The organism is Paenibacillus sp. P46E (assembly GCF_001909095.1).
In the GTDB taxonomy this organism is placed as follows: Bacteria; Bacillota; Bacilli; order Paenibacillales; family Paenibacillaceae; genus Paenibacillus_AQ; species Paenibacillus_AQ helianthi.
The window spans coordinates 1-6931 of the sequence record NZ_LVYZ01000094.1 but is presented as its reverse complement, the minus strand read 5'-3'; the positions used below and the strand labels follow the sequence as shown (position 1 = coordinate 6931).

Genomic DNA, 6931 nt, shown 5'->3' with positions numbered 1-6931 from the left:
CAAATAAACAGTTTAACGGGAGTAGCTGTGATGAGACTAATTTATCGTTATGTGAAATCTTTGAAAAATAGAATTTTGAGAAGAGGAAAACTTGAAAATAATATAGATAGTATCGAAATATACTCAAAATGGCTGCAGGCAAATAAATCAAATAATCGAGAGAAAAGTTTTACCTATAAGCCCAAAATCTCTATTTTAATGCCTGTTTATAATGTGGAGTTACAGTGGCTCCAAAAAGCGGTTGAATCAGTTGAAAAGCAACTCTATGGGAATTGGGAACTCTGTATTGTCGACGATTGTTCAACTAATATTGAAATATCTAAATACTTATTACAGAAACAAGATAATAATATTAAAGTGAAAATACTCAAGAAAAACTCCCATATTTCAAAAGCCTCAAATGAGGCTCTTTATTTGGCAAGTGGTGAATTTGTTGCGCTTTTAGACCACGATGATGAATTATCTGAGGATGCTCTATGGGAAGTAGTTAAAAGATTGAATGAGAACCCAGATTTAGATTTGATATATTCGGATGAAGATAAGAAATCGATGAGTGGAGAAAGAATTTACCCGGCTTTTAAAAGCAACTGGAACTCTGAACTGCTGTTTTCGTTCATGTATGTCGGTCATTTAGGGGTTTATAGAAAAAGTATTATTGATGAAATTGGAGGCTTTCGCGAAGGTTTTGAAGGTGCTCAGGATTATGATTTAATACTTCGATTTACTGAGAAAACTAATAAAATATCTCATATCCCCAAGATCCTTTATCATTGGAGAATGATTCCAGGATCTACTGCGGTTGAAGTCAATAGTAAGAGTTATGCATATGATAGAGGCAGAATAGCCTTACAACAATCGTTAATACGTAGAGGCTATAACTGTGTGGGTGTGGAAGAAGATCGCATGATACGCGGAAATTATCATCCGATATTTAAGCATACAGCTCTCTGTGATCCAATAATTGTGTTCTTGCTAACGGAGTCTGAAAATGAAAGATTTATTAAAGATAAGTTGAAGTTCATAAGAAAGCAGACCTCTCTGTATGATACGCGGATAGTTCTTTTGTCCAATACACAAATTGCATTAGAGGAAGATATTTCTTTACTGATATATACGGACAATAATTATCTCATAGAAATGCATAAGTATCTTAAAATACATGACTCATTTGGACAGCTTCTATTCATTAAAGATACAATCTCAATAGATCAACCTGAATGGCTCGAGAAAATGTTAGTTTACTCTCAGCGTAAAGATGTTGGCTGTGTATCGGGTAAGGTTATTTCTTCTACTGGGAAAATACAATATGCTGGCGCATATATACAAGAAGGTAAGAAATGTTATCCGAATCACAACGATGAATCAAATGATGTAGGATACTTGGGCAGAGTTAGAAGGGTGCAATTCACTACTTTTGCTTACAATGCGTGTTTTACTCTTAAAACTGCATTATTAAACAACTATATGGAAAATAATCGTGATAGTTATGACTTTAATAGTTTGAACATAGAATTGGAAAAACTCGGGGCGTTCAATATATACAATCCATATATCGAGTTTGTTACTTCTGAAAATAATCCAGCTGAGGAACTTTTGAAAATAAAAGCGACTGACAAATTTCTAAACCCCCACTTGGAAATTGTAGAGGGGAAATTTGAAATCAAACTATAAAAGTGATTAGAGAGCGGTGTGGAAAATGCAAGAGCAAGAAATGGTTGTTGATATAATCATCCCTATTTATAATGCTTATGAAGATTTGGTTCAATGTGTGAGTTCAATACAAACTAATCTTGCGGGGAACAGCTATAGACTTATATTAATAAATGACTCTAGTCCAGATCCACGAATTACACCCTATCTTAATAAAATTGCTATAGAAGATGACCGAATAATATGTTTGATAAATGAATCAAATCTTGGTTTCGTTAAGACTGTTAATAAGGGGATGTCGTTTTCTACAAATGATGTTGTACTTTTAAATAGTGATACTATAGTAACTCAAGGATGGCTAGCGAAGCTCATTGCTTGCGCATATTCGTCAGAATTAATTGCGACTGTTACGCCATTCACCAACAATGGGACGATATGCTCAGTGCCTAATTTTGGTCAAGATAACGATATTCCTGAAGGCTTTGATATAGATAGCTTTGCTGCAATGATTGAAGACATCTCGCTCAGGAAATACCCGGGTATTCCAACTGCTGTGGGTTTCTGTATGTTTATTAAGCGAGAGGTTCTTGAGAAAGTAGGGCTATTTGATGATGAATCTTACTCCAAAGGGTATGGTGAGGAAAATGATTTTTGTTGCCGAGTAACTGAATACGGTTATAATAACGTTTTGGATGATGCTACATTTATATATCATAAAGGTTCAATGTCGTTTAAAGATGATAAAGAAGGTTTGATTGCACGTAATTCTGAGGTCCTTAGATCTAAGTTCCCGTACTACTTTGATCGCGTTAACAGTTTCTTATCATCAAATTTAGTTTTTCCATTAATAGAGAATATAAAAAAACAACTGACCACTTACTCAAGAATGCCAAAGAAAAAAGTTTTATTTCTAACTCATAATACAGTTGATGAGGATTGGTTATTTAAACGTGGTGGTACAGAGTATCACGTATATGATCTCATTCAAGAAATAGAGGAGATCGAATTCTATACACTTGCTACTAGCGGCACACGGGTTTTGTTGAAAAAATTTAATAATGGTACTTCTGTGAATTTTAACTTTTTTATCGATACTCCGTTAGAGGCTCATACCTTCTATCAAGAAAAATATAGAGAGGTATTGGAAACGATTATACAAGGTTTCTCTATCGATTTAATTCACGTTCATCATTTACAGAGACATACCTTCGATGTTTTTAATATAGCTAGACAATTTGGTGTACCTTTATTTTACACTGTTCATGATTATCATTTAATATGCCCCTCAATTTTGCTTTTAGATTACCAAGGGGATTATTGTTACGATAATATCAGTCTGGAAAAATGTAGCCAATGTTTATATCATAAAATGGGATATGGAACGCCGTTTAGAGAACAATGGCATAATGAAGTTGAAAATAATTTGAAGAAAATAGATTTGATTATATTCCCATCAGCTTCTCCGGTAGAATATTTTGATAGAGAGTTTAACGTCAAGGAACTTGGAATACCATATAAAATTATCGAACATGGTATTTCTGAAACAAGAACTAAAGAAAAGCTTGCTGTAGATATTTTGTCTCAAGAAAACAGAGTATTTAATGTTGCCTTCGTAGGTAATTTTGCAAAGCATAAAGGAAGCGAAATTATTAGTGATTTAATCCGTAAAAAGGAAAAGGCTTTTCCGGTTAATTGGTATTTAATAGGTGAGATACACGACAGGGTATTGGAAGAGTTGAACAATGATCATATTTATAAAATTGGTGCGTATAAAAGAGATAACTTATCAGTTTTACTTAAGGAATTGAATATCGATCTAGTATGCTTGTTATCAACTGTTCCGGAAACCTTTTCGTATACATTATCTGAAACTTGGTCTGCAGGCATACCTGTTCTAGTAAACAATCGCGGTGCATTAGGAATGCGAGTAGTTCATAATGAAACAGGATGGATTGTTGACAATTTATCCAGTACAACAATTTATGAGGAAATAAAGAAAATACACAATAGTCCTGACATATATGAGGTTGTGAGGGGAAATATAAATCAAAAAGATATGCAGTCAACTAATACTAGTCAAATGGCTGAACAGTACAGAAATATATATTTGCGGTTTATAAATGATAATGTACATTCTTTTGAATTATCTCTAATTGAAAAATCAAGATTGAATGAAGTCAAACACAGAGGCTTAACGCTTATCAATAATTCCAATGAACACCTTGAGAGAGAACTGCAATTGAGAGATCAGCAACTCCAAGCTATCTACAATACACTTGGATGGAGATTCTTGAACTATCTTAGAAAAAACCAGGTTATCGGGCGTAATGGGAAGAAAATTCTTGTGAATTTACTAAAATTTAAAAATAGAAAATAAGGTGTGTTTATGAACAACTATGCGGTAGAAATAAAAAATGTGAGTAAAAGGTTCAAAACCTATAACAACCCTATTAATCGATTAAAAGAACTATTTTATGAGAATAGAGAATTCTCTGAAAATTACACTGCTTTAAAGCAAATAGATTTGAAGATACCTAAAGGGCAGACAATAGGGCTAATTGGAGAAAATGGAAGCGGGAAAAGCACACTGTTACAACTTATTTGTGGTATTTTGAAGCCGACAAATGGTGAGGTTTCTGTAGATGGGAAAATATCTGCGTTACTTGAGTTAGGGGCGGGTTTCAACCCGGAATTTACCGGTAAAGAAAATGTTTATATGAATGGCGCCATACAAGGATTTACAAAAGAAGAAATGGACGTTAGGTTACCTGCGATTGAAAGTTTTGCTGAGATTGGGGATTTTATTCACAAGCCTGTCAAAACCTATTCTTCCGGTATGTATGTAAGACTGGCTTTCGCATCGGCAATTAATGTAGATCCTGATATATTGATTGTTGATGAAGCACTTGCAGTAGGTGATTTATATTTTCAATTGAAATGTATTGAAAAAATTAAAGATTTTAAAAAGAATGGGAAAACTATAATATACGTTTCACATGATACTTATTCTGTGAAAAATATATGTGACTACGTGGTATGGATTGATAAAGGAGTAATAAAGGAACAAGGCAATCCTATACAAGTAGTTCCCCACTTTGAAGATTTTATGAAGCTGAAAAAAGATGTAGTAACTAATACAAAACATATGAAAGAAGAATCAACTTCTAATGATTTAGTTTTAAATATTTTAAATGCTGATTTTTTTGATTATAAAACAGATCATAAAAAACAGCAGTTTGAAATTAATGAAGGAATGACAGTCGTTATACACTATGAGCTTTTAAAGCCTATTGATGAAATAGTAGCAGGGATTGCAATTTTTGGCCCGGATGGGTCAAGTGTGTGTGGATTAAACACCAAGCTGGATGGAAAAGTAATAATGCCTCAGTTGGGGAAGAACAGCATCATGCTGCATTATGATCAATTAAATCTTTTTCCTGGAACCTATAATATTCATGTTGGTTTTTTCGAGAAGGAAGCCATAGGGCGGTTAGACTATAAGGCAGGCTTAGGCTCCTTTAATGTTATAAGTAGTGGTTATAAAGGTGAAGGGATTGTACTACTAAATCATACATGGGAAGTGGAATGAAGTGTCAAAATATAACTATGAAGTAGATCTTTCAGTAGATAATTCTGCTTCTCAAATAATTAATCTTATAAGTGATGCTTCTAGAGTGTTAGAGTTTGGCTGTGCATCTGGTTATATGACAAAGATATTAAAAGAGGTAAAGAACTGTGTTGTAGATTGTGTTGAAATAAACGAACAAGACGCGGAATTAGCAAAAGCATACTGCGATAAGATGCTGGTTGGGGATGTGGAATTAATTGATTTCAATATTCTCAATAGTTGGGGGAAGTATGACTACATCATTTTTGCAGATGTTTTAGAACACTTGAAGAATCCAGAGAAAGTTTTGGGAAAGTGTAAACTGCTACTTAATGAAAATGGCGAAATACTCTCGTCTATTCCGAATGTTGCACATGCATCTATAGTACTAAATCTATTGGATGGTAAATTTCAATACCAGAAGATTGGACTTTTAGATAATACCCATCTGAAACTTTATACTAAAAAGACAATTATTGATTTATTTGAAGAGTCGGGCTACATGGCACGTGTTGTCGGTAAAACAGAGATATATCCTCAATTTTCAGAATTTGCAATCGATGTTTCTAGCTTTTCACCGGATATCGTTGATTATATATATAAAAACAATCCTGAGGCAAATACCTACCAATTTATAGTTAGATCTAAGGTTTGCTCCGAAGAGAATTTATTAAAAGAGTTCGTTATTGAAAAAGCTAAGATGGAAGAGGAAATTTTAGAACTGAAGAAAACAATTAATCACCAGAAAGAAACCTTAACGATGCAGATAGACTATAGTCATGGGATTGAATCAATGGTGGAGACTAAAGATATTGATTATAGGAAATTAGAAAAAAACTATATGGATTTGAAAAATGAATTTGAAAAGTTGAATAATATAATCAATGAAATGAATGAAAAGAACAAAATGAATATAGATAAAATAGTCCTATATGAACAAGAAATTATTCGAAAAGAAAAAGAAAATGCAGAGATTCTTGAGAAAGAAAAAGCGGATTTTGAAGAATTGAAATATTCTTACGGAATATTAAAAAGAGACTTGGACGATGTTAAAGCGAGGAAATGGTATAAATTATTAATGGGAAGAAATTAATATGAAGAACATACTGATTATTTCTCCTGCCGCCATTAGGAAAAATATGTCTGGACCATCGATTAGATACTGGGAAATATCCAAACAATTATCAGTGAATAATAATGTAACTCTGCTTGTGCCTAATGACGATTCTTTAGTGAATCAAGAAATTACCATAAAGAGAATTACCGTTACAAACCTGATTAAAAGCCTCAAAATTTGTGATGTGGTGTTATTACAGGGATTGACTCTTTGGAAGTATCCCTTTATAAAGTATTTTGACAAAGCAATAGGTATTGATTTATATGATCCCTTTCATTTAGAAAACCTTGAAGGGCTCGATAGTAGTTTAGCAAGTAAGATCAAATACCTTACAACAGTAACAGTTGTAAAGGAACAGCTCAATAGAGGCGATTTCTTTTATTGCGCATCAGAAAAACAAAAAGATTATTGGTTAGGAATGCTTTCTGATCAGAAAATTAATCCCGCTTTATATCATAAAATAAATAAGAATATTTCGAGTTTAATCGGAATAGTACCATTTGGAATTCCCAACGAATCTCCAAAGAAGGGGAGTCAAGCTTTAAAAGGGAAATATC

At 33.2% G+C, this 6931-nt stretch carries 5 protein-coding genes; all 5 read left to right on the top strand.

Annotated features, from left to right (window positions below; genetic code table 11):
- On the top strand, positions 1-1671 hold a 1671-nt coding region (locus tag A3849_RS30000), incomplete at its 5' end, for a glycosyltransferase family 2 protein (RefSeq protein WP_218619281.1).
- 25 nt (positions 1672-1696) lie between these two features.
- Positions 1697-4027: a glycosyltransferase gene (locus A3849_RS29995; protein WP_083613730.1), complete on the top strand. Its 2331-nt coding sequence runs from the start codon at positions 1697-1699 to the stop codon at positions 4025-4027.
- A 9-nt stretch (positions 4028-4036) separates the two neighbouring features.
- Positions 4037-5239 (top strand): ABC transporter ATP-binding protein, encoded by a 1203-nt coding sequence (locus A3849_RS29990; RefSeq protein WP_074114727.1) that lies wholly within the window; start codon positions 4037-4039, stop codon positions 5237-5239.
- A gap of 1 nt (position 5240) precedes the next feature.
- Positions 5241-6350 carry a class I SAM-dependent methyltransferase gene (locus A3849_RS29985; protein WP_074114726.1) on the top strand — a complete coding sequence of 370 codons (1110 nt, stop codon included), beginning with the start codon at positions 5241-5243 and terminating at the stop codon, positions 6348-6350.
- 1 nt (position 6351) lies between these two features.
- Positions 6352-6931: hypothetical protein (locus A3849_RS29980; protein WP_218619280.1), on the top strand; the 580-nt coding region annotated here is incomplete at its 3' end.

What these genes read in the sequence shown, in the direction of transcription:
- A3849_RS29995 (WP_083613730.1), top strand. Translation starts at nt 1,697, where the DNA reads ATGCAAGAGCAAGAAATGGTTGTTGATATAATCATCCCTATTTATAAT.
- A3849_RS29990 (WP_074114727.1), top strand. Translation starts at nt 4,037, where the DNA reads ATGAACAACTATGCGGTAGAAATAAAAAATGTGAGTAAAAGGTTCAAA.